Source organism: Beduini sp., from assembly GCF_047239305.1.
GTDB lineage: Bacteria > Bacillota_I > Bacilli_A > Erysipelotrichales > Coprobacillaceae > Beduini.
The window spans coordinates 36,997-60,147 of the sequence record NZ_JBKTEM010000002.1; the positions used below are offsets into that span (position 1 = coordinate 36,997).

Here is a 23,151-nt window from a genome sequence, read left to right on the forward strand (position 1 = left end):
ATTAAATACCTAAATACTCATTGATCTTCTTGATTACGCCTTGATTTTCATTATCGAGGCATACATCATAAGCAATGTCTTTAATAGGATCAACGGCATTCTCCATTGCAAAGCCGTATTTCACACTCAAAAGCAATTCATAATCATTCATTTGATCACCAAAAGCCATACATTCTTCCGGCTTGATTTGATATAAATCCTGCAAATATTTCATCGCAATTCCTTTATTAATGCTTTTATTTTGAATATCCATCCACATATTTCCGGAAGTAACGACTTTTACACTCTCCGGCAGCTGATCTTTGATCTTCTCTAAAAACAGTTTAATATCTGCATTAGGATCGTAAACCGCTATCTTTAAAATATCCTCATCATAAAGAGTATCAAATGCATCCACAAATTGAAATGCACAATAATGAAGCTTAATCATCTCTTCATAATCTTTATTAGCATTTTTGATATAAGCTGTCTTTTTTCCACAGAGGACAATAAAGACCTCCGGATGCTGCTCAAAGATTTCACATATCTTTTTAGCGTCTATAGGATTTACGGTGTTAGTATATAATTCATTTGATCCTTCGGCAATATAGCTTCCGTTTTCGGCAATAAATACCATATCTAAGCTCATAGGCAAGAATTTTTGAAACAAGCGCTGATACTGATTACCACTCGCAATAACAAATTTTATTCCCCTTTGACGCAGATGCTGATATGTTTTGATAAATTCAATATCAAAGTTCTTGGTAGAATCTAAAAAAGTTCCATCCATATCTGTCGCTATTAATTTGATCATAAACAACCCCCTAAGTGCTTTTATTTTACTATGAAGTATAAATAAAAACAACTTTTCGTTTGTTTATTTTCATTACCATGATAATATATTATCATAGGAGGAACATAACATGACAACAGGATTTATTATATTAGCCGGTGGGAAATCGACACGTATGAATTATCCCAAACATGAATTGATGCTCAACAATCAGCGAATGATTGATTTTATAGTTAATAAAGCAAAAGAAATTACAGATGAGATTTACATATCTGCAAATGAGTCAATCAATGGCTATCAGATTACTTATGATCAAAGAGATAATATTGGACCAATTGAAGGAATTTATCAATGTATGTTGCTATCTGAATGCGATTATTACTGTATAATGCCCTGTGATAAGCCAATGCTTCCTATTGCTATCTATAAAGCCATGTTAGAAAATATCAAAGAAAAAGAATGTATCGTTTTAAGAAACAGCGGCAAAGTGGAACCTTTAGTTGCTGTATTTAAAAGATCTGCGATGACTGCCATCGAACAGCGAATCAATGATAGACTTTATTCTATGACAGAATTATGTGAAGTTTTACCGCATACGTATTACAATACGGATTTGACATTATTAAATATAAAAACACAGGAAGATTATCAGCTTTTATTGAATCAATTTGAATACAATAAATAGTTAAATACAGTGATGCAACTTTAAGTTGCGTAAACGCAAACTGAACTTGATAGTATTTTATCAGCAGGACTGTATAATAAAGGAGAGGTGAGTAGAATGAATTTTGGGACAAAACTACAGAATTTAAGAAAAAGCAAGGGATTCTCTCAAGAACAGCTGGCTGATCAGTTAGGCGTATCTCGACAGGCAGTAAGTAAATGGGAAACTGGGGATGGATATCCCGAATTAGATAAATTGATTCAAATCAGTAATTTATTTGATGTCACATTAGATTATCTTGTGAAAACACAGGATGATATTATGGATACAGTACCAGAAGTGATTGAAGTGGAACCAGTTATATCAAGTGAGAATGAATTTGAAGATGAAAAAATACGTCCGACACCAAAAGAAGCAATGGAATTTACAGATATTACAGAGGTAGAAGATTATATTGAACTGCGGCATCGCTTTGCCAGTAAAATCGGAATAGGGGTTATGATTATAATCGCAAGTGTAGTATTACCAATCACATTAGAATTCATGGAAAATCTGGCAGCAGCACTGATGATGATTTTTATTGGCATTGGAGTAGGTTTGATTATCTTGGCAGGAATCAACTTCTCCCAGATCCCGAAACCCGACTTTGTGATGAATGCCAGTGATCATAGTTATTTCATGGCAGAATTTTCAGAAATCAAGGCGCGTTTCGCTAAAAAGATTGCCTTTGGAGTTTTCTCTATCTTAGCCGGGGTTGCCTTTACAATTATAGGGGAAGAATTATTAAACCACGAAAATTTAGGCGCAGGAATCATGATGATTCTGCTAGGATTCTCTGTCTATCTTTTCATTACAGCCGGAATGGAATTAGACACTTATCGTTTAGTGACACGCAGTGAAAGCATTGAATCAGACAGCTACAGTGATTTTACCGTATCTCATAAACATCATAAACGTTATCCAATCGCAGAAAGCTCAGTTATTGTCTTCTTTCTATTAGGATTTGGATTTGGGTTATGGCATCCGGGTTGGATGGTCTTTCCTATTTTTGGTATCTTAGATGGGATAATCAACAAGGGTTGATTATTTGTTAAAAATATGCTATTGTTTTAAAGAATTAAATGACACTGGTTCGATAGCCACCCAGTATAAAAATACTAAGGATAAACGCATAAACATGCTTTCTTTAGGCATGTTTTTTGTTTCCTTAAAGAAAGGAACAAAAATGAAAAAATTTAAAGTACAAATTGTTATTACTGTAGGAATCATGCTGAATGTGGTAGGGGCTTACATCGCAATGAGTTTATCTATTCCCTTTTATATGGATTCCATCGGGACACTTTTAGCCGCTCTTTTATTAGGTCCTAAATATGCCATGATTACAGGGGTTTTAGGAAGCCTTACAAGTGGTATATTATTTGATATGTATTCCTTTTACTATGCACCAACACAGCTGCTGACAGGGTTCTTTGCCGGCATTTTATACCATGCCCATTGGCTGAAAGGAAAAAGGATGCCATTAGGAATAATGATGATCGGATTACCGACTTCTTTAGCGAGTGCCATGATCACTGCCGGATTATTTGGTGGTATCACATCTTCAAGCAGCGGCATCTTTGCTTTATTATTAAATAAAGCTGGACTTCATTTAGTCGTCAGTGTCCTGCTTGTTCAAGTCATCACCGACTGCACCGATAAAGCGATCGCTTATTTTATAGCGAAGCTCGTTATTGAAAAAGGAAAACTAAAAGAAAAGTGGGGGATAAAATGGAACGCTACAGCGAAATAACCGATAAAATAAAAAGAGAAATTGTCTTGCTTAAAGCTCAACCATGTATCTGGTCGAAATGCAGCTTTTGTGATTATATTGAAGATAATTCTACATGCAATGAAGAAATGCTGAAGATCAACAATGAAGTATTAGATCAGGTGACCGGAAAATATGGTGTTTTAGAGGTGATTGATTCTGCCAGTATTTTTGAATTGCCAAAAGAAACACTGCAAAGGATCAAAGAGATTATTAAAGATAAAAAAATTCATACTTTATTTTTTGAAAGTCACTGGCTGTATCATCAAAAAGTAAAAGAAATGAAAGATTACTTTGGAATTCGTGTGATATGTAAAATTGGGGTAGAAACATTCGATGAACATTTCCGTAATCATGTTTTAAATAAGAATGCAGCTTTTACATCTATTGAAGAACTAAAACAATATTTTGATTCTCCTTGTTTAATGGTTGGCATTCAGGGGCAGACACAGGAAATGATAAAGAGAGATATGGATATCCTCCAAGCTAATTTTAATCATGGTACGATCAGTATCTACCGCAATAACACAACCTCAATTAAAAGAGACGATGGATTAGTGGAATGGTTCATGCATCAATATGCATATCTTAAGGACGATCCACGCTATGATTTTTTATATGAGCCAACAGATTTTGGAGTAGGAGACTAAATAAAAAAGGTTATAACGATATTTGCTCGTTATAGCCTATTTTACTTTTGTCAGATGTTTTTTTAATTTTGTAACATCTACGAAACGTGTAGAAAAGATATATTCTTTTTGTCCATAGATAAAACTTGCTTTATGTTTTTTTGGATAGGCAATTTTTTTCATTCGACGATATTCAAATAAACGATTTCCCATAATTAGTTTTTTACGTCCAACGTGAATGAAATCCTGAATAAACATAGCATATACCAATGTATAGATGGTAATCCCGTTAAATGCTCCCAGGGCTGTAATAATCCCTGATTTAATATTCAGTAGGATAACAAAATAATAAATTGAGAATCCCCACAGTATGATATATAGAACAGATGCAATGCCGTAAATAATATTCCCGGCTTTCGACATGCAAGGCTCTAAACTGTTGTCTTGGCGTCTTTGTTTTATAGTTCCAATGATACATGACCAAACAACTAATGAGAAATAAACCAAAAAGGCCATAATCACAAAAGGAATGACTTGGTTAAGTATATTTCCAATATTTCCTAAATTATCCATAAAAACCTTCCTTTCAATACCTATCATCCATTATACAAAATATTTTGAATAAATCCTATATTTTTTATAAAAAAATGATATAATTTTACTATTATTAGTGCCTTTTATGTAAAATAACCGCAATTTTATGCTGATGTGATTTAAAATACAAACTTTTATAGAAAGGAATGAAAAAATGTTAGAATATAAAAAAGATTTTGAGATTAATTATCAGAATGTAGATTATACAGGAAAATTAAAGTTATCCCATTTATTCGATGTGTTATCCAATGTTGCGACAACCCATGCCGTGATGCTGAATGTGTGGAATGAAAGCTTGATTGAACAATATGGCTGGGTACTTTCAAAGATGCATTTAGAAATAGAAGAACCAATCACCGCAGGAGATTATCAGTTATTGACTTATCCCGGTTTTGCTTCGAAAGTGATCTTTCCACGCTACTATCAGTTGCTTAAGGAGGATCAGCCCATCATGAAGGCTTCTTCCATATGGACTTTACTGGATCTAAAGAAAAGAAGAATTACGATGCCTAAGCGTGTGGGAATTGATTTTCCGGAGATTACATCAGTCAAGGAAGAAATTGCCATACCTCAAGAAATTACCGAGGAAATCCCTTATCAATTAGTAGAAGAAAGAATAGTTCGCTACAGTGATATTGATACAAATCAGCATATGAATAATGCCCGTTACTTGGAATGGGCATGTGATCTAATGGATTATACCATATTTAAAGATCAGTTTATTCATACAGTCGATATTTTTTTCAAACATGAAATTGCCCCTAATGAAAAAGTCAGTTTATTCATGTATCATGATGATTTTCATTATTATTTTAAAGGCATAGTAAATGAAATTAACTGCTTTGAAATTAAAATGGTGATGAAAAACAAATAAACTGAATTTACAAAATATGAAAAAAACTTGCTAGGGAATATGCTATACTATGCTTGTCCCAAATATCTATAATAGTATTTGTTTTCCCGTAACAAATACACAAAAAAGCGCCTTTATAGGTTCTTTTTTATTAAAGTAATAAAGCTAGCCAATCGGCTAGCTTTTTTCAATGTGGATGTAATCATTAACGGTTTTTTGATTCTGCTTGCACAGTTTATTAAATACAAGAATTCTCAATAATCCCGCAATCAGGATTAACAAGAAGCCGCTAACTTGTACGACGGTAATTTTATCAATGATACTATTCACTAATAAGAAACCGATAAGGGTTATAAAGATTAAGAATTCACCTTTATTTTCCTTTATTAGACGTTTCACTATACAGCCCTCCAAAGTCAAATGATTGTATCTAAATCGATTAAATTATAACAAGTTTCTTTACAAATTGCCACTATTAATTAAAGCGGTTACATTATTTGATTCCGAGGTTATTTTTAAACTCAATATAAGTTGTAATGAAATAAACAATATAGATTGTTCCAAACATAAGTCCCGCTAATCCCATCGTTTCCCAAATAACATAGGAGTTAGGTAAGACTTGAAGGAATAATTGATTGATGGATAATCCTGTGGAAATGCATATAATAATCGGATAGATTAGCGGGTATAGGAAGGTTAAAGCTAATTGTTTAAAAATAGTGCGGTGGATGTCGTCTTTACTTAATCCAAGCTGACTTAGTAAATTGTAACGGAATTTGTATTTAGTAGAATCACTTAGACATTGAATAGCAAGAATAGTTCCTGTAACAGCAGTAAAGATAAAGGATATATAAAGAAGTGAGAATCCCATAATGGTAATCGCCGAACGATTTTGGGTAAGATAATAGCCTCGTACTTGAATTGTATTCAGCACATAGAATAAATATGATCCATCCTCATTCATTTCTTTAGTAGCGTTATGGTCAATCACCTGAGAACTTTCATAGAAAAAAGCTTCAGTTGTTTCTTCCACTGTATTAACAGCTAGATTCGTATTAATGATTTCCATTCCTTCAACAAAGGAATCCGGAACGATGATGACAACAGAATAATCCGCCCAAGCAGAAGTAAAATGATCACTGACTACCTCTTTAATATGCATAGTCGTTTTATTAGGATGAATCAATACAAACTGATCTTTGTTTCTTAACAAAACAGGGAGAACATTGCGGCTACAGTTAATGAAATATTCATCTTCATTCAAAGTGATGGGTGCCATTCCTAAAAGAGCAGTAATGCGATTATAGTCACTTAGAGAAATATAATTATTAACTGAGTCGTAGCTTTGGAGTTCATCAGCGATAAATTGTGAAAAATAGATGGAACGATCTGTATACACTTTAAAAACAGCCTGATCTTCAATCGTATAATGATCCTCAATAAGATCCAGTGCTTTTGTGAAATCAGCATTGTCATAGGCATTATGCACTAAGATGTCATAGGGCAGCTGCTGATCATTTTGGAAAGTCATAGCCTGTGTAAACAGATTACTGACATTGGTGCTGACTAACGTTAACGCAATTAGTAACGTAATGGTTCCGATGGTAAGACCAATCGTATTAATTTTAGATGTAATATTACGAAGAATAAACAAATGGTCATGTTTATATTTTATTCTTTTGTTTTTAAGAATGACGGACATTAAAAAATGCGGTAATGTCATTGAAACCCCATAGATGCTGACAATCAATAAAAGTATTGACAGCAAGAAATCCGGAAAATAGAAAGTTTCAGCGTTTGGACCAAAGATGCCTTGAAAGATATATAATCCCCAAATTCCTAGAACGACCGCAATGACAAAGATAATATTACGGTAGATTTTCTTTTGAAATAAAGAAGTTTCATTTACTTTATCAAAATAAATAAGATCATGTATATTCATTTTCTTGATACGTCGGCTTGATCGGAATAAGACAACCATATAAATAGATAGAAAATAAATAATCGTTAGTCCGATTGCTTCATACGTCAAATTAAACTTAACGATGTAAGGCAGTTCGAAGATATTCATAATAATGGCAACAAAGACTTGGCTTAAAAATAAGCCAATCACTAAGGCAATTAATAGAGATACTACACCTAAAATTAATTGTTCGATCAAAAACATACGGGAAATGCTTTTCTTTTCTACCCCTAATAAAAGATAAGTACCTAATTCCCGACTGCGCTTTTCAAAAATAAACTTATTCATGTAGTTGATGAGCAGACCGATAATAAGAACAATCAGAATACTGATAAAGACAATCATTAACAAGAAGCTGTCCATATTTGTACTGAGTTCAATAATATCATCAGTAAAAACTATTAAATTAAATGAGAAGATTAAAGCAAACGCTATAATAAGTGTAATGAGGTAGATGAGATAGTCTTTAAAGCAGCGCTTGGCGTTGCGTAATGCTAATTTACTTAACATTTGTATGATCTCCGCCTAAAGTCGCTAAAACATCCAGTATTTCTTCAAAGAACTGTCGGCGGGTTTTATCGCCTTTGACAAGCTCATTAAATATTTTCCCATCTTTTAAAAACAGTATTCGTTTACAATAACTGGCACTGAAGGCATCATGAGTTACCATCAGGATTGTCGCTCCTAATTTTTCATTCATTGTTTTCATAGCTTCTAAAAGCAGTCCGGCAGAATGAGAATCTAACGCTCCGGTCGGTTCATCCGCTAATACTAATTTTGGATGATTGATTAAAGCTCTTGCACAGGCACAGCGCTGTTTCTGTCCTCCCGATACTTCATAGGGAAATTTATCTAAGATATCTTCAATCCCTAATTTCTTAGCATACTCCTGAACCAGTGTATCAATTTTATTGGTATCAATATTATTGATGATTAAAGATAAAGCAATATTTTCACTGATGGTGAGTGTATCCAGCAAGTTAAAGTCTTGGAATATAAAGCCAATATTTTCACGTCGAAAACGGGCAATATCTTTATCCTTTATCTCAGATAAATCAATATTATCCATATAAATAAATCCACTGCTTACTGTATCAATAGTCGCAATGCAATTCAGTAAGGTTGTTTTACCGCTGCCGCTGGATCCCATGATTCCTGTAAATTCATTCTTATTAATGTCAAAGCTGACATCATCCAACGCTTTTGTAATATTCTTTTTACTGCCATAGTATTTTTCTACATTTTTAACTTGTAGTAAATTATTCATTTACTTTACTCCTTATTGGCATCATTGCCGATTTATTCTGTTTATAATAAGCAGATAAGCGATCGATCAGAATAAATGGTGATGCGATTATAAATATAATTAGAGATAACAGCATGCCAAATAGGGTAAAAAATATAGAACGGACATAATGTTTTTTCATAAATTTCATCTTCTTTCTTTTACACCCTTATTATAGCAAGTAAAAACGAAAAAAATCCTTACACTTTTGTAAGAACTTCTTAAGATTCTTGGTTGAATTGATGAACTTTTCCAATTGGAAAGGTAATTTTAACACAGGTATATTCGCCTAATTTAGAATCAACAGTCAATGCTAAGTTTAAACGGTCACATAATTTCTTGCTGATATATAATCCCATTCCGGTGGCGTGGTCCTTCTTGCGGTCATCACCGGTATAGCCGGCGTTGAAGACACGCGGCAGTTCCTGAGGGGCAATCCCTATTCCGCTGTCTCTAATGATTAAATCGATATTATATTCATGTTTTTCACTATAGATCATTAATTCTCGCGGTTCATCTTTCATATATTTGATGGCATTGGAGAGGATTTGATTCAATATAAAGTGAATCCATTTTTCATCTGTATATACAGTTTGATCCAGATCATGGATTTCAAGATGAATATGATTGCCAAGAATCAAATTTTTAAAGTCAATCAAAGATTGATGAATCATTTCTTCTAGTGTAGTTTCTTTGATCAGATAATCATTTTGTGTATTATCACTGCGGGCATAGAATAAAACCTGTTCGACAAGCTGATCAATCTTATTCACCTGCTGTTTTAATTCTTTGTTTTGAGTATTATCGCAAAGTAAGGAAATAGCGGCAATAGGTGTTTTAATTTCATGTACCCAGCTTTCAATATATTCCTGATATTCTTTACTGCTGCGGCGTGCTTCACTGACCTGATCGGTCATTGCCTTTGAACCTTTTTTGAGGGCATAATAATACGCTTTTGCTTCCAGCAAACGGGGTTCTTCAATAATCTCATGCACTAAATATTTCTGATCAAGATCATCAACCAAACGTTCAATTTTATCGTACTGATGCTTTAGTTGGGAATAGCTGATCATAAAGTAAATAAATAAAATGATGAACCACCCTCCTCCCATTAATAATAGGAGAGAAAAGCTATCATAAAGGGTAAACATGAAACTGCCAAAGAAGATAAACAGTATAATGTTCAGAAAGATTACTCGAATGCGCTGTTCTAAATAATGTCTGAATTTCATATGCGATAGCCCTTCTTATGAATAGTTTTAATAAAATCAAATAAGCTAATACTTTCTAATTTTTTACGAATACGTGTCATATTTACATTCAGTATGTTTTCATCAACATAAAATTTATCATTCCATAAATATTCAATCAACTCATCTTTACTGATATCTTTATGTGGATTTAAGAAAAGATAATACATAATCTTAAACTCATTGCGGCTTAACTCTACTTCCTGATCTTGATATTTAATTAATGACAGATGAAGATCTAATATCACTTCATCAATCTTAATTTCCTTAAAATGAGTAGGATCAAACGTGGTAATCAGACGTTTTATTTTTTCTAATAAAATCAGCTTGTTATAAGGTTTAACGATAAAGTCATCTCCCCCACTGATAATACTGTTTAGTTCATCTTCATCAGTATTGCGGCTGGTTACAAAAATAATAGGTGTTTTAAGCAGGCGGCGAATACGTTTGCAAATCGTAAAGCCATTCACCCCGATCAGATTGATATCCAGTAGAATGAGATGTGGATTTACTTCCTTAGCCTGTGTATGGGCGGTATCAAAATCCTCACAAATGTAGGTTTCATATTCATGACTTTGCAGCAGCTTAGCTAATTCATCACGCATTAATTTATCATCTTCAATGATCATAATTCGTTTCATTTAAGTCACCTCACTTATTATTAGTATACTTTAGATAAAGAAAAAAGAAAGGGATATCGATAAAATAAAAAGCTGGTAGCTTCCCAGCTTAATGATATTATTCAATTCTTTCAAAATCAGAAGCACCATGTTTGCAGATCGGACAAATGTAATCTTCCGGCAATTCTTCTCCTTCATAAACATATCCGCAGATTTTGCATCGCCATCCTTTTTTTGTTTCTTTTTTAGGAGCCGGTTTGATATGGCTTTGATAATAAGTATACGTAACAGATTCTAAGTCTGATAAAACCTCCGCTTCTGTCACTTCAGCAATAAAAAGCGTATGTGTTCCGACATCTAATGTGGCAATTACCTTTGCTGAGATATAAGCATTTGTTGTATCTGTTAAATAAGCAATACCGTTTTCACTGCGCTTCATAGCGATATTTTTAAATTTATCGGCAGTTCTCCCGCTTTGAAAACCAAAGTTTTCAAAAATACTGAAAGGTGTGCGCTGATCTAACATGGACAGATTAAACATCTTTGTCTGCATAATCATATCATGTGTTAAATTTTGTTTATTGACTGCAATAATAATCTGTTTTGGCGTATCGGTAATCTGCATAGCTGTATTAATGATACACCCATTATCCTTATCTTCTGTGTGAGCAGAAAGTACGTAAAGACCATAACTCATTTTAAACATTGCTAAATTATTCATAAAATGCCTCCTTTATTAGTAATTATTCCTATTTATAATGTACACCTTTATTCTAAAACTGTCAAATAAAAAGAATCTCCTTTATAAAGATATATCTTTTGGTAAAGGACATTCTAATTGTATCGATTCATTCGTGACAGGATGTGTAAATTCAAGTCGATAAGCATGTAAAAATTGACGTTTAATTTTATCAGAGGGTGTTCCATACAAGGGATCGCCAATGATGGCATGACCAATCGAAGCTAAATGCACACGAATCTGATGGGTTCTTCCTGTGTCTAAAGTGCATTCCACTAATGCTTTGTTTTTATAGTTTTTAATCAACCGGTAATGGGTAATTGCTTTTTGCCCATGCTCTGCGACTCTCATCTTATTTGAATGATGACGATCTTTAGCAATATAGGTTTGTATTGTCTGTGTCTTAGAAGTTGGAATATTTCCTTTTACTAATGCCAAATAAGAGCGTTTAATGAGTTTGTGTGCCAGAGAGTCATCTAATAAAGGCTGAATTAAGGCACATTTGCAAAACATGATCAGCCCGCTGGTATCAAAATCTAAGCGATGCAGGTAACGAACAGGCAAATTTAAATGGTGCTGCTGATAATAATAGGCAACATAATTACATAATGTATCTATCCCCTCTTTTTGATCGGGATGAACATTCATTCCGGCATCTTTATTAATAATTAAAAGAAAATCATCTTCATAAATGATGTGAATATCCTTTGGCTGAGGGATAAAGTCTATCCCACTGTCATCAAAAGCGCGGATTTTAAACTGATCTTTTTTATGCAGACACGTATTAGAAGTTACGAATTGATTATTTAAAAAGTATTCCTTATTTTGCTTTAATAAGTGAATACTTTTTTTAGATAGATGGAAATATTTAAATAGATCATCAATTGTTTTATTATCAAATTGATCATCTATTATAAAGGTTAACCAAACATTTTGTAGTTTATACTTCATAAACTGTAATTTTGATATCAATAGTGATATCCATAGATTCCAAAGTATCTAATACGTGTCGCTTTTCTTTTTTTATGTGATAGTAATGAGGAGTCATTTTAAGCAGATTCAGTGCATCCTCATGATTATTGATATGTACCTGTTCCACTAGATCCCATGATTCTCTGATAGTAAAAGGCAGACGTATATACTCATCGGATTTAATTTTAATTTCGTCATAAATCAATTCTTTGATTTCAACTAAATGCTTAGGATTGGCAGTGACATGAATGATGTAACCGTCTTTTGCCAGACAGCGTTCCAGTTCTTCTTTATTAACCACTGTAAATAACGCACAGATCACATCCATGCTGTGATCTTGAACGGGAATATTTTTAGAATTACCGACGATCCAATAAATATCACGGGTATATTTCGTAGCCATATTAATCGCTTCTTTGGAAATATCCAAACCATAATAGGTATGCTCTAGGTTATTTAATGTTTCTTTCATACGCCAAGTATAATACCCTTCTCCGCAGCCTAAATCGAGAATTTGTGTAGATCCCATACTGTGCTTAGCAATATAGTCATTGATTGTATCTGAAATACAATGATAATAACCTTGATTTAAGAATGCTTTTCTGGCAATCAGACTTTCCTTGCTGTCACCGGGATTATTCGTTGCTTTATCCGGATTCAACAGCAGGTTAATATATTTTGTTTTTGATAGATCATAGGTGTGACGATCTTCACATTTATAAGAATTTCCTTCTAGAAATAATGGTTTTTTACATTTTGGACATGCGAGTTTATGCATTTTTTTCACCTCCACAACATTATAGCATAAACCCTTTAAAATATGTTAAAATATTAGACGGAGGTGTTGACCATGAACTATGCCATCATATTATTGGGTATCTTATATTTGTTTTATTATCTGATCTATAAGTATATCCTCGAACTTGGAACAAGCTATATTTATTGGCATCTATGGCATACTGTTCTGTGTGCCGGACTGGTCATGATCTTTGATGTACACCCTCAGCTAAGAAGTGTCGTATTAGGAAACTGCATTATATCTGTTATTTTACTTTTTTATGTTATCGTCTTGCATTATGATGTTTTAGAGTTAATCAGGGCGCGATTTAAAAAAGATAAATAATGCATATAATCGCTGTTTTTAGCGGTTTCTTTGGTTTAAAAGCAAATCCTTTTGTGTTAGAATGGAACAGGCAGGTGATAATATGATAAGAATAGGACAATCCATTGATATCCATCAACTCGTTGAAGGACGTAAATTAATATTAGGCGGAGTGGAAATTGACCATGCATTAGGTTTAAAAGGACACAGTGATGCAGATGTTTTACTTCATGCAGTAGCAGAAAGTATTATAGGGGCATTGGGGTTAGGTGATATTGGGAAGCATTTCCCCGATACAGATCCTCAATACGAAGGCATTTCATCGATGATTCTGCTTGAACAGGTCTATAATCTCATGGATCATGAAGGATATAAGATTGGGAATATTGATTCAATCATATTAGCAGAAGCACCTAAAATGGCACCGCATATCCATGCAATGCGGGAAAATATTGCGCATGTTCTGCATACAGACATAAGCAATATCAATGTCAAGGCAACCCGTGGAGAGAAAATGGGATTTGTAGGTAGAAAAGAAGGGATTCTGTCTCAGGCAGTATGTCTTCTATTAGGAAAGGATCAGTAAAATGGAAAAAGTAAGAGTAAGATATGCACCTAGTCCAACCGGACATTTGCACATTGGCGGTGCAAGAACAGCATTGTTCAATTATTTATTTGCAAAACATCATAACGGAGATTTTGTTTTCAGAATCGAAGATACAGATATCGAAAGAAATATTGAAGGCGGAGAGGCAAGTCAGTTAGATAACTTAGAATGGTTAGGGATTATTCCTGATGAATCACCGGTAAATCCAAACCCTAAATATGCACCATATCGTCAAATGGAAAGATTAGATATCTATAAAGAACGCACACAATGGCTGCTCGATCATGGGTATGCTTATAAATGTTTCTGTACACCAGAAGAATTGGAAGCCGAACATGAATTACAAACAGCTGCCGGACTGGCACCTAAATACAATCGTAAATGCTGTGACTTAACACCGGAAGAAATAGCTAGTAAAGAAGCTGCGGGACTACCCTACACGATTCGTGTAAAGGTTCCCGATAATGAAGTGTATGAATTTGAGGATATGATTCGCGGACATGTCTCTTTTGAATCAAAGGATATTGGGGATTGGGTATTAGTAAAAGCGAATGGAATTCCGACTTATAACTACGCTGTCGTTATTGATGATCACTCAATGGACATTACCCATGTGTTTAGAGGCGAAGAGCATTTATCAAATACACCTAAACAGTTAATGATTTATAAAATGTTTGGATGGGATGCACCGATTTTTGGACATATGACATTAATTGTAAATGAAAACAGAAAGAAATTATCTAAACGTGATGAAACCATCATGCAGTTTGTTTCACAATACAAAGAAGAAGGTTACTTGCCAGATGCGATGTTTAACTTTATGGCATTGTTAGGATGGTCACCTGAAGGAGAACAAGAAATTTTTACACATGATGAATTGATTAAAGTATTTGATGAACACCGTTTATCAAAGTCTCCTTCGATGTTTGATAAGTCGAAATTAATTTGGGTCAATAACCGTTATATCAAAGAAAGACCATTAGAAGAGGTTGTGGAATTATGTAAGCCATTCTTAGCTGAAAAATATGATCTTTCTAATAAATCAGAAGAATGGATCACTAACTTGATTGCTGTATATCATGATCAGTTATCTTATGGTAAAGAAATTTGTGATTTAGTTGACTTATTCTTTGAAGATGAACTTCACCTTGATGAAGAAGCAACAGAATTCATGAAAGATGAAACGATTCTCAATACATTAAAAGTATTTAAAGAAAAATTAGAAGAATTAACTGAATTTACAAAAGATAATATTCAAGCTTGCATCAAAGCAACACAAAAAGAAGCAAAAGCTAAAGGAAAAATGCTTTATATGCCAATACGTATCGCAACAACCGGTATTATGCATGGACCAGATTTAGCAAGCTCTATTATGTTAATTGGTAAAGATACAACTATCGAAAGATTATCAAAATATTAATCTAGCGGCTAATCGCTAGATTTTTTTGTTAGACAATATGGATATAACATAAAACCCAATCTATTAAGACTGGGTTTTTGCACTTTAAATAAATTATAAAACTATTGAAATATTCTTTTTTTGCAAATTATCGTTCATAAAGTACACTTTGTGAACTAATTAACTATCCAATAATCAACTATATTTAATCACACGATTATCACAAAGTCAAATGTTAATTTATGCATAAAAATGTACTAAATTAGTATGAATTTACGATTATAGGATAATTTGAACCTTTAAAATTAGTAATTTCAAGTAGTGTACTTTTTGACGTTAAACCAATAATAAACTAGAAGATTAAAATAAAATTATCGAGGTGAGGTTTATTAGACATAAGAGATTATGGGAAATTTGTATTAATAAGAAACAGAAAGGTGTGAGAGAAAATGTTTAAATCTAACCGACTGAAAAAGATAATAGTCGGTACTATGCTGGCTTTTTCTATGGTATGCAGTTTAATTATCAGCAATCCCATAAAAGCCAATGAAGCCATTAGTAACCCTGATCCGGTTATTGATATCATGGTCAATGTACCAGCTGATTATCCCGGGACTTTTCAGGATTTCAAATCAGACTTAGAACAACAATTAATTGAACAAGGCTTAGAGCCGGGGACATTTCGTATCATTTCATCAGCAATGAAAATTGATACGACGGATACATCGGGGTGGTATGTCTATGACCACTATTTAAATCAAAATGAATATAATAAATTAGGCTTAGACAGTAGTAAACAGCCATTTCGTCAAGCAGATAATTCGTCTGCCAGCGGAACCAATCCAACAACAATTGAAAAAGAATTTGCAGCAACAACACCGACAACGTGCAGATATTTTATACAGCATATCGCATCATCAAAAGATGCTGCCGGTAAGGCAAAGATGATTTTTGCCGGATATGGAACACAGGCATTAGTGGATTATATGATTTATCCAGCCCCAAGTGATGCCAGAAGGACTTTTAGCTTTGATATTGACGCTAAAGGTGTTGGAAATCATACACTTGAAGGAACAGGATTTTTTATCAACAGTGGTATTGTAAACGGTAAATTGAATGGGTATTTATTATTTTATCAGTTTACTTCACAAACAGCTGGAAATATCTATATTTTAAAAATAAATAATATTGATGCATCAGCAATTAATACTGCATCAATAACGGCACTTTATGGAAGCGCAGTAAGTAAAACAACTTTCAGCTTAGATGCTACAACAAAAAAATCCAGAATAGATGTTGATTTACAATCAAATAAGTTAACTGTTCAACAGCGTAATTATAAAAGTGATGGTACTTTTTCCGAACTACAGACATTATTTGGAGGAAGTGTCTCTATTCCAAATTCCGGATATAACGGATTTGGTCCGATGATCGCTTATAAATCTCATGGGTGCAGTGAGCTTACATCATTTGTATATTCCGATTTGGAAATGACGTATGAAGCAAATGCTTTTGATGCTTTAAAAAATACTCAATATTCTGAAAAAGCAGAGTACAAATATTTCATCAATTTAACCGGGACAAACAATGATCCTAGTGTGCCTGAAGATGAAGAAGCATATCTTGAAGGGATCAAGCGTTTAAATCAGAATGAAATCTTTTATATCAGTAATACTGATGATGGTAATGTATTAACAAAACCAACCGATTCGAGTTCAGGAATCGGACCAGACAATGGGTTATATGCAACAGATGCAAATTATGTCAATCAGATTGCCGAATTTATCGCTAAAAAATATAACGATAAAGAAAAATTTATACCTGTAGAAATTTTGCAGGAAAAAGATAAACCGATATCAGATTTTATTATCGTAGAAGATTCACAAAAAGCGAATCAGGTTTTAACGGTTCATTTACAACATTTAAAAGAAAATAGTGATATCGTTAAATTAAAAATACGTGATAAATCAAAGGCGGCAGAAGGCAAAACGGTGACAGGATGGAAATTAAAAGTTTATGATCCTGATAATAGTGTAGTTTTAGATACTAATAGTTTTGTAACTAGTCCGGATTCATTGAAGTCCTATACTTTTAATAAAGATTCAAAGCAGGGAAAATATATCTTTGAATTAATTGTTAAAGATAGCGCCGGAATTGAATCAAGTACATATCAAACCTTTGTTACTGCCTATAAAGATACTGCCGGACCTAATATCACAGCTAATGCATTAGGACAGTCATCTAAAGCAAAGATTACTTTGACTGATCAAGGCTGGGGAATTGACAGTGATGGAGTAACTTTGATCGAAAATCAAGGTAGTGGTGTATTAAAATATCAGGTGAATGATGGAAATATCATTACATTGGATAAAGAAGCTCACAGTACTTCTTTTGACGTTCCGCTGACCGCAGATAATTTGACCATTACTTCATGGGATGAATGTGGAAATAGTACTACGAAAACATTTACTACATTTAATGTAGCTTTCGACGGTAATATTAAAGATGATTACTATGTATTAAGCGGAGATAAATTAGGAGTGCTACCGGATGCAGTGGAATCAGATAATCCAAATGAACACTTTGCCGGATGGGCAGATGAATCAGATAATTTAGTAGGACCGGAAACAATAGTCTCTGACAATCTTGTTTTGCATCCCGTTTATACAACAGAAAAAGTGATCCTGACATTTACTGCCAATGGCGGAAGCTTTGCTGATGGGGATCAGATTCAGATTGAAGTCCCTAAAGGAAGTTTAGTTATCGATCACTTACTTTCAGGTGATGACCTTCCTACAAAAACAGGATATAATTTCAGTCATTGGACATTAGTCAATACATTAGTAACTGATCAGAAAGCGAACAGTGATTTAACCTTACAGGCTAATTGGAGTATTAATAGCTATAAACTAAAATTTGATGCTAATGGCGGAGCTTTAGGGAAGCTGAAAGAAAAAACAGTTAATTTTGGAAGCAACATAAAAAACGAAACATTAAAAGATGAAGCTGGTAATAACTATCAGGGAACCTCTTTACCAACAAGAGAAGGTTATATCTTTAAAGGTTGGGCAAAGAATGTTGAAGGAACAGACTTAGGTGCAGTCACAATGCCGGCAGAGAATTATACGGTATACGCTGTTTGGCAAAAAGATACAAGTAAATATATTGTGCATTTTGATTCTAACGGTGGAAGTCAGATTAATGATAAATCTTATGCTTCAAGTCAAAATGTTTATGGAGCTTTAAATACACCAAGCCGATCAGGGTATACTTTCGATGGCTGGTATGATGAAGCAGGTGATAAAAAAGCAGAAGGTGATGCCGTTTACAGCAAAACAGATCATACCTTAACTGCACATTGGATCGCAAACTCAGATACTCAATATAAGATTCAATACTTTGTTAAAGGGGATAATGGGTACCAGAGATTAGATGAGCTGACAGAAAACAGAACAGGAACAACGGATTCAACTGTATCTACTCTTGACAGTGATATTAAAGGACTTAGCGGATACTGGTATAATCCTGATCTCTCTATGAATGTTACTTCGGGAACAGTCACAGGAGATGGAAAACTTGTATTAAAATTATACTATGACCGTTATTTCAATATTAATACAGAAGCAGTTAACGGGGTTATTACTCCTTCAGCTAGTGTGAAAGAGTATAGCAGTCAGACGGTTACATGGTCACCAAACGGCGGACACAAGGCTTCAAGAATTATTGTAGATGGTATTGTAAGAGATGATTTATTATCTAAAAACAGTATTACATTTAATGATATTGCTTCTCATCATGAAGTTTCGGTAATATTTAGTGCAAGCAGTGGAGATCAGCCGGATATGGGGAACTACTATACTGTTAAAACGAAAGTAGTAGGCGATACTGGCGGTACAGTGATTACTCCGACAATGACCGTATTAAAAGGTAAAGATCACAAAGTTGAATGGCAGATTGACAGTGAATATTATATTACCTCTATTTTAGTTGATGGAAAAGAATACCCATTGGATACAGAAAATATTGATTTCAAAGGTATTGCGGCAAATCATGAAGTCATTATTACGGTTGACCGCTTACCAAGCATCGGTGGTAACAGTACACTGGGATACTATACTTTAACTGTAAATCAATATGGTGGGGATACTGTACATCCGGAAAACACAGTGACAAGTCCAAGTAAAGTTGTACAAATGAACAGTGATGAACTTGTGACATGGGAAGCCCAGAACGGATATCGTGTTTATCAGGTATTTGTTGATGGGGTAAAATTAGATGATGAGAAAATAAAACAAGGAAACATTGATTTCAAAAATATATCTGCAAATCATGTTGTAGATGTCTACTTTTCAAAGGATGGAGAAAGCATTCCGTCTATTTATGACAAAGATTCCGTTAAGGTCGTAACAGAACTGATTGGCGGACCGGGAACTATTACCGGTGGCAGTGTTGTAGAAAAAGGAAGCAGCTATGATGTTGAATGGAACCCAGTGTACCAAACAACCGAAGACAAATCTTCTGATGACTATGCCACTTATGTTATTGATAAAGTCGTTGTAAACGGTCAGGAAATCAGTAAGGATGATCAAAAAGTTCAATTAGAAAATATTGATAAAGATCAAAAAGTAGAAGTTTATTTAAAACCGGATTTATATCATGTTAAAACGATTAAATATGGAAATGGAACTATTTCCGAATCAAAAACGCTTTATCGTGAACAAGATTATGAACAAATTATCGGGCAGCCAGGAGATGGAACAAAAATTGTTAAAATCGTTGTCGACGGTGAAGTGAAATTTGAAGCAGCTCCGGCAATATATTACAGATCTGCAAGAGCAATGTATACGGATCTGACAGATATCCAAGTTAAAGAGGCAAATGATTCTAAAGCACATGTTAGTGTTAATGCCATTCAGCAGGATCATATCATTGAGGTATACTTTGCAAATGATATCAGTGAGCTTCCTCAAGATGATCAACTGATCAACGTTACCGGAAATATTTCTGGCGGTGTCGGAGCGATTGACGGTACAGGAATATTCCATGTAGATCCTGATAACGGACATGCAGGGTCAACAACCGTGACTTGGGATATTGATTCTAATAAATATGAAGTAACAGATGTTAAAGTTAATGGAGTTTCTGTTCCTTATGATGGCAACTCTATTACATTGGAAAATCTTAATGAAAATAAAGATGTAGAAGTTATTGTCAAAAGAACGGAATTACCTAACAATGATGAGGTAAATGATTTAACTCCGCCTGATAATACTGATAATTTCAATATTATTACAGAAATCGTTGGCGGACCTGGAACGATATCAAACAGCACAACAGTAACAAATGGTGCAAATCATGATGTCAACTGGTCAGTAACGGAAGACGGTTATGAAATTCGCGATATTATTGTAGATGGAGTAAGCAGACCCGATCTTATTAGTGATACAGGGAATGGAAATATTAATTTTGATCAAATTTCTTCAGATCATGTTGTCAAAGTTGTTTTAGGCAAAAAACCTGATGTCAATATTGATGTAGATGGAGATGGTAAACCTGATGTGAATATCGATACTGATGGAGATGGCAAGCCGGATATCAACATTGATACCAATGGAGACGGAAAACCAGATATTAATATTGATACAGATAATACCGGTGTATGGAAACCAAGCGGACAAGGTGGAAATAAGGATGGCATTTGGAAGCCTGATACAAGTATAGATACTATCGGCGATGGTGTAGGGGATACAGATTATTATCGACCAGCCATTGATATAAATAAAGATGGTGTTGATGATAATTGGAAGCCAAATCAGGATGTTTATCCAAACGGTATTATTCATCCGGGTTATGATACAGCTAATCCAAATATTAATATAGATATAAATGGGGATGGCAAGCCGGATGTGAATATCGATACCGATGGAGACGGAAAACCAAATGTCAATATTGATACCGATGGGGATAATCAACCGGATATTAACATTGATACTAATGGAGATGGAAAACCTGATGTCAATATCGATACTGATGGAGATGGAAAACCTGATGTCAACATCGATACTGATGGAGATGGAAAACCAAATGTCAACATCGATACCGATGGAGATGGCAAACCGGATGTCAACATCGATACTGATGGAGATGGAAAACCAAATGTCAACATCGATACTGATGGAGATGGAAAACCTGATGTCAACATCGATACCGATGGAGATGGAAAACCAAATGTCAACATCGATACCAATGGAGACGGAAAACCAAATGTCAATATCGATACTGATGGAGACGGAAAACCGGATGTGAACATCGATACGGATGGAGATGGCAAACCGGATGTTAACATTGATACAGATGGGGACGGAAAACCGGATACCAACATTGATGCAGATGGAGATGGAAAACCAGATGTTAATATAGACAGTGATTATGACGGCATAGTCGATATTACAATTATACCTATTGTTACTGAAAATGACGGGGTAGATACTTCAGATAGAGTTTCAAATGTTTGGGCATACCTAGCATTCTTCTCAATGGCAGGTGCTATATACTTTGGTTTGACTAAGAAAAAGGAAAAACTAATAAAATAACTATCAAAACACCAAAGAATAATTTATCTTTGGTGTTTTTTAATAAGGTTAGTATAATTTAACCTTAGAAAGGATTAAATATAAAATACTACACCTCAACTAATAGCTATGATAGAATAAAAGTAAGAGGTGAGACCAATGAAATCTATATATACCTGGGCAAATCGTTTTGATAAAGAGAACTTATATGATTATTATTCAACAACTATTGATAAACCGCTTCCTTATGAAAAAATTACTAGAAAAAGAATGCTGGAAACAATTGTTGCCTACTATAATATTAATGATCATTTATTTTATGCCTTGTCCGCACAAGAAATTAACTTATTAAAAAAGATTGTGGAGAATGAGGAAAAAATATTAACCGATGAAAATAAAACCCTGGTCAGCGAGTTATCAAGTAAACTTTTAATTAGCTTTTCTTATTTTGCAGATGAAATTTATATTTATGATGAATTTTATGATGCCATAAAAAGGGTGGTAGAAAAAATAAATACGGCAGAAGGAAAGAGAATATTAGAGCTACAGCAAGTCTGCATCGGTTTATGCAATGCTTATGGCATTTTAACGAAAGAAGAATTTTATGATTGTATTCACCGTTATTTAAGCTGTTATACGAATGAACAGATCGAGTCTATTATTGAATCATCGGATTATTTTGGTCATCGCATAGCGATTCTTGAGATTACATATGATAATATTCCGGTCACCCTTTTTACTTACTATGATGTAGAAGAAGTAGCTGACTTCCTTGATGTGTATATTGATGTATTAGCTTTACCAAAATATGAGTTTAACTATAATGAAATTATGGACTACGCTGCTTATGAACTGAATTATAAGAATGATTCCTTGCAGCGCTTATTAAAACGCATGAGGGAAATCAATAGTTATTTCTATGAAGACCAGTTTTTAAATCTTATTCAGAATGTAACAAACCTCTTATTGGATAAAAATATGATCAAAAAGTATATTTATAATCATTATCCTCATTATGAAAGGAATGCAGATAAGTTCTTTGAATTGATGGATCTTTGTGATGAGATGGGAGAAACTTTGAATACATGGGCAGCCCGTGGTTATCCGGTAAGCCGTATGAGTGATGTATTGAGCGGACTTCAGATTGATACTATGAAAAAGTTAGAAAGGGCGTATCATTATAAGACAGGATTGTCACCGGAAGATGATTTTAATGGTTTCTTAGATTTTATTGAATCGGTCACAGATGAGGAAGTTGATGAATATCTCTATAATAAAGAAAAGAACCAGCTAAATTGATGAAACAAAAAAGTAACTCACGGG

Annotated in this window: 20 protein-coding genes; 10 read left to right on the plus strand and 10 right to left on the minus strand. The window is 34.0% G+C overall.

Translation table 11 applies throughout. The features are described 5' to 3' along the window. Position 1 precedes the first annotated feature (1 nt). Positions 2–793: an HAD family hydrolase gene (locus ACLRVU_RS03965; RefSeq protein WP_412890787.1), complete on the minus strand. Its 792-nt coding sequence runs from the start codon at positions 791–793 to the stop codon at positions 2–4. Between the two features lie 109 nt (positions 794–902). Here ACLRVU_RS03965 and ACLRVU_RS03970 point away from each other — a divergent pair, with 109 nt between their 5' ends. From ACLRVU_RS03970 to ACLRVU_RS03985, 4 genes are all read left to right on the plus strand, one after another. Next, entirely contained in the window at positions 903–1,457 is a 555-nt protein-coding gene (locus tag ACLRVU_RS03970) for a molybdenum cofactor guanylyltransferase (RefSeq protein ID WP_147549828.1), read from the plus strand. Between the two features lie 96 nt (positions 1,458–1,553). Further along, positions 1,554–2,519: a helix-turn-helix domain-containing protein gene (locus ACLRVU_RS03975; protein WP_147549825.1), complete on the plus strand. Its 966-nt coding sequence runs from the start codon at positions 1,554–1,556 to the stop codon at positions 2,517–2,519. A 142-nt stretch (positions 2,520–2,661) separates the two neighbouring features. Continuing rightward, complete coding sequence (locus tag ACLRVU_RS03980) at positions 2,662–3,225, plus strand: ECF transporter S component (protein ID WP_147549822.1); 564 nt, start codon at positions 2,662–2,664, stop codon at positions 3,223–3,225. Next, complete coding sequence (locus tag ACLRVU_RS03985; RefSeq protein WP_147549820.1) at positions 3,204–3,893, plus strand: radical SAM protein; 690 nt, start codon at positions 3,204–3,206, stop codon at positions 3,891–3,893. Before ACLRVU_RS03980 ends, ACLRVU_RS03985 begins: the two co-directional genes overlap by 22 nt. 36 nt (positions 3,894–3,929) lie before the next feature. On the opposite strand, the gene ACLRVU_RS03990 is transcribed toward ACLRVU_RS03985, so the two are convergent. Continuing rightward, complete coding sequence (locus ACLRVU_RS03990) at positions 3,930–4,445, minus strand: hypothetical protein (protein ID WP_147549817.1); 516 nt, start codon at positions 4,443–4,445, stop codon at positions 3,930–3,932. Between the two features lie 175 nt (positions 4,446–4,620). Here ACLRVU_RS03990 and ACLRVU_RS03995 point away from each other — a divergent pair, with 175 nt between their 5' ends. Beyond that, positions 4,621–5,340 (plus strand): acyl-ACP thioesterase domain-containing protein, encoded by a 720-nt coding sequence (locus ACLRVU_RS03995; RefSeq protein ID WP_147549814.1) that lies wholly within the window; start codon positions 4,621–4,623, stop codon positions 5,338–5,340. Positions 5,341–5,496: 156 nt separating this feature from the next. Here the strand turns inward: ACLRVU_RS03995 and ACLRVU_RS04000 are convergent, their stop codons facing one another. From ACLRVU_RS04000 to ACLRVU_RS04035, 8 genes are all read right to left on the minus strand, one after another. Further along, positions 5,497–5,718 carry a hypothetical protein gene (locus tag ACLRVU_RS04000; protein WP_147549811.1) on the minus strand — a complete coding sequence of 74 codons (222 nt, stop codon included), beginning with the start codon at positions 5,716–5,718 and terminating at the stop codon, positions 5,497–5,499. Positions 5,719–5,812: 94 nt separating this feature from the next. Next, positions 5,813–7,792, minus strand: a complete 1,980-nt coding sequence (locus tag ACLRVU_RS04005; RefSeq protein ID WP_147549808.1) for an ABC transporter permease — start codon at positions 7,790–7,792, stop codon at positions 5,813–5,815. After that, entirely contained in the window at positions 7,782–8,549 is a 768-nt protein-coding gene (locus ACLRVU_RS04010; protein WP_147549805.1) for an ABC transporter ATP-binding protein, read from the minus strand. The genes ACLRVU_RS04005 and ACLRVU_RS04010 overlap by 11 nt, the downstream gene beginning before the upstream one ends. A 239-nt stretch (positions 8,550–8,788) precedes the next feature. Continuing rightward, a complete protein-coding gene (locus tag ACLRVU_RS04015) occupies positions 8,789–9,799 on the minus strand; it encodes a sensor histidine kinase (RefSeq protein ID WP_147549802.1) in 1,011 nt (336 codons plus the stop codon). After that, positions 9,796–10,458 carry a response regulator transcription factor gene (locus tag ACLRVU_RS04020; protein ID WP_147549799.1) on the minus strand — a complete coding sequence of 221 codons (663 nt, stop codon included), beginning with the start codon at positions 10,456–10,458 and terminating at the stop codon, positions 9,796–9,798. The genes ACLRVU_RS04015 and ACLRVU_RS04020 overlap by 4 nt, the downstream gene beginning before the upstream one ends. 97 nt (positions 10,459–10,555) lie before the next feature. Continuing rightward, the gene (locus ACLRVU_RS04025) at positions 10,556–11,158 is read right to left on the minus strand and encodes a flavin reductase (protein ID WP_147549796.1); all 603 of its coding nucleotides are present in this window, start codon (positions 11,156–11,158) and stop codon (positions 10,556–10,558) included. 81 nt (positions 11,159–11,239) lie between these two features. Continuing rightward, the gene (locus ACLRVU_RS04030) at positions 11,240–12,148 is read right to left on the minus strand and encodes an RluA family pseudouridine synthase (RefSeq protein ID WP_412842491.1); all 909 of its coding nucleotides are present in this window, start codon (positions 12,146–12,148) and stop codon (positions 11,240–11,242) included. Beyond that, complete coding sequence (locus ACLRVU_RS04035) at positions 12,117–12,926, minus strand: methyltransferase domain-containing protein (protein ID WP_147549793.1); 810 nt, start codon at positions 12,924–12,926, stop codon at positions 12,117–12,119. The genes ACLRVU_RS04030 and ACLRVU_RS04035 overlap by 32 nt, the downstream gene beginning before the upstream one ends. Before the next feature lie 72 nt (positions 12,927–12,998). Here ACLRVU_RS04035 and ACLRVU_RS04040 point away from each other — a divergent pair, with 72 nt between their 5' ends. From ACLRVU_RS04040 to ACLRVU_RS04060, 5 genes are all read left to right on the plus strand, one after another. Continuing rightward, positions 12,999–13,271, plus strand: coding sequence for a hypothetical protein (locus ACLRVU_RS04040; protein WP_147549790.1), 273 nt, complete (start codon positions 12,999–13,001; stop codon positions 13,269–13,271). An 82-nt stretch (positions 13,272–13,353) separates the two neighbouring features. Continuing rightward, the gene (ispF, locus tag ACLRVU_RS04045) at positions 13,354–13,836 is read left to right on the plus strand and encodes a 2-C-methyl-D-erythritol 2,4-cyclodiphosphate synthase (RefSeq protein ID WP_147549787.1); all 483 of its coding nucleotides are present in this window, start codon (positions 13,354–13,356) and stop codon (positions 13,834–13,836) included. A 1-nt stretch (position 13,837) separates the two neighbouring features. Beyond that, a complete protein-coding gene (gene gltX, locus ACLRVU_RS04050) occupies positions 13,838–15,277 on the plus strand; it encodes a glutamate--tRNA ligase (RefSeq protein WP_412890788.1) in 1,440 nt (479 codons plus the stop codon). A 428-nt stretch (positions 15,278–15,705) separates the two neighbouring features. Continuing rightward, positions 15,706–21,849 (plus strand): InlB B-repeat-containing protein, encoded by a 6,144-nt coding sequence (locus ACLRVU_RS04055; RefSeq protein WP_412890789.1) that lies wholly within the window; start codon positions 15,706–15,708, stop codon positions 21,847–21,849. A 138-nt stretch (positions 21,850–21,987) separates the two neighbouring features. Next, positions 21,988–23,127 (plus strand): hypothetical protein, encoded by a 1,140-nt coding sequence (locus tag ACLRVU_RS04060; protein WP_412890790.1) that lies wholly within the window; start codon positions 21,988–21,990, stop codon positions 23,125–23,127. The last annotated feature ends 24 nt before the right edge of the window (positions 23,128–23,151 follow it).

Bases quoted from the DNA above. Each gene is read 5' to 3' on its own strand.
- ACLRVU_RS03965 (WP_412890787.1), bottom strand. From the start codon at position 793: ATGATCAAATTAATAGCGACAGATATGGATGGAACTTTTTTAGATTCT.
- ACLRVU_RS03970 (WP_147549828.1), top strand. From the start codon at position 903: ATGACAACAGGATTTATTATATTAGCCGGTGGGAAATCGACACGTATG.
- ACLRVU_RS03975 (WP_147549825.1), top strand. From the start codon at position 1,554: ATGAATTTTGGGACAAAACTACAGAATTTAAGAAAAAGCAAGGGATTC.
- ACLRVU_RS03980 (WP_147549822.1), top strand. From the start codon at position 2,662: ATGAAAAAATTTAAAGTACAAATTGTTATTACTGTAGGAATCATGCTG.
- ACLRVU_RS03985 (WP_147549820.1), top strand. From the start codon at position 3,204: ATGGAACGCTACAGCGAAATAACCGATAAAATAAAAAGAGAAATTGTC.
- ACLRVU_RS03990 (WP_147549817.1), bottom strand. From the start codon at position 4,445: ATGGATAATTTAGGAAATATTGGAAATATACTTAACCAAGTCATTCCT.
- ACLRVU_RS03995 (WP_147549814.1), top strand. From the start codon at position 4,621: ATGTTAGAATATAAAAAAGATTTTGAGATTAATTATCAGAATGTAGAT.
- ACLRVU_RS04005 (WP_147549808.1), bottom strand. From the start codon at position 7,792: ATGTTAAGTAAATTAGCATTACGCAACGCCAAGCGCTGCTTTAAAGAC.
- ACLRVU_RS04010 (WP_147549805.1), bottom strand. From the start codon at position 8,549: ATGAATAATTTACTACAAGTTAAAAATGTAGAAAAATACTATGGCAGT.
- ACLRVU_RS04015 (WP_147549802.1), bottom strand. From the start codon at position 9,799: ATGAAATTCAGACATTATTTAGAACAGCGCATTCGAGTAATCTTTCTG.
- ACLRVU_RS04020 (WP_147549799.1), bottom strand. From the start codon at position 10,458: ATGAAACGAATTATGATCATTGAAGATGATAAATTAATGCGTGATGAA.
- ACLRVU_RS04025 (WP_147549796.1), bottom strand. From the start codon at position 11,158: ATGAATAATTTAGCAATGTTTAAAATGAGTTATGGTCTTTACGTACTT.
- ACLRVU_RS04035 (WP_147549793.1), bottom strand. From the start codon at position 12,926: ATGCATAAACTCGCATGTCCAAAATGTAAAAAACCATTATTTCTAGAA.
- ACLRVU_RS04040 (WP_147549790.1), top strand. From the start codon at position 12,999: ATGAACTATGCCATCATATTATTGGGTATCTTATATTTGTTTTATTAT.
- ispF (WP_147549787.1), top strand. From the start codon at position 13,354: ATGATAAGAATAGGACAATCCATTGATATCCATCAACTCGTTGAAGGA.
- gltX (WP_412890788.1), top strand. From the start codon at position 13,838: ATGGAAAAAGTAAGAGTAAGATATGCACCTAGTCCAACCGGACATTTG.
- ACLRVU_RS04055 (WP_412890789.1), top strand. From the start codon at position 15,706: ATGTTTAAATCTAACCGACTGAAAAAGATAATAGTCGGTACTATGCTG.
- ACLRVU_RS04060 (WP_412890790.1), top strand. From the start codon at position 21,988: ATGAAATCTATATATACCTGGGCAAATCGTTTTGATAAAGAGAACTTA.